The organism is Myxococcus sp. CA033 (assembly GCF_013336625.1).
GTDB lineage: Bacteria > Myxococcota > Myxococcia > Myxococcales > Myxococcaceae > Myxococcus > Myxococcus llanfairpwllgwyngyllgogerychwyrndrobwllllantysiliogogogochensis.
Genome location: NZ_JABUMU010000110.1, coordinates 1 through 382, shown reverse-complemented (window position 1 = coordinate 382; position 382 = coordinate 1). Strand labels below are relative to the sequence as shown.

Annotated in this window: 1 protein-coding gene; it reads left to right on the top strand. The window is 74.3% G+C overall.

Annotated features, from left to right (window positions below):
* On the top strand, positions 1-382 hold a 382-nt coding region (locus tag HUA78_RS45860; RefSeq protein ID WP_305798556.1), incomplete at both ends, for a helix-turn-helix domain-containing protein.

The window sequence follows — 382 nt, the reverse complement described above, 5'->3', positions numbered from 1 at the left end:
TCGCCATGCACTTCCTCACGGCCGCGAACCGGCCGGAGCTGGAGGGCTTCACGCCCCAGGCGCTCCAGGTGATCACCGGCGCGCCGTGGCCGGGCAACGTCCGCCAGCTCCAGAACGCGGTGGCGCGCGCGGCGGCGGTGGCGACCGGGCCGCGCATCACCCCGGAGGATCTGCCCCCGGAGCTGGGGGTGTCCGGTGCCCCCGCGCCTTCCGTGGCTCCGTCCGCGGAGGCCCTGGCGAAGCAGCCCTACCGTGAAGCGGTGGACCGTGTGCGCGATGCCGTGTCGCGCGACTACCTCACCGCGCTCATGCAGGAGTTCTCCGGCAACGTCACCCACGCGGCTGAGCGCGCGGGCATGGAGCGCGAGAGCCTGCACCGCCT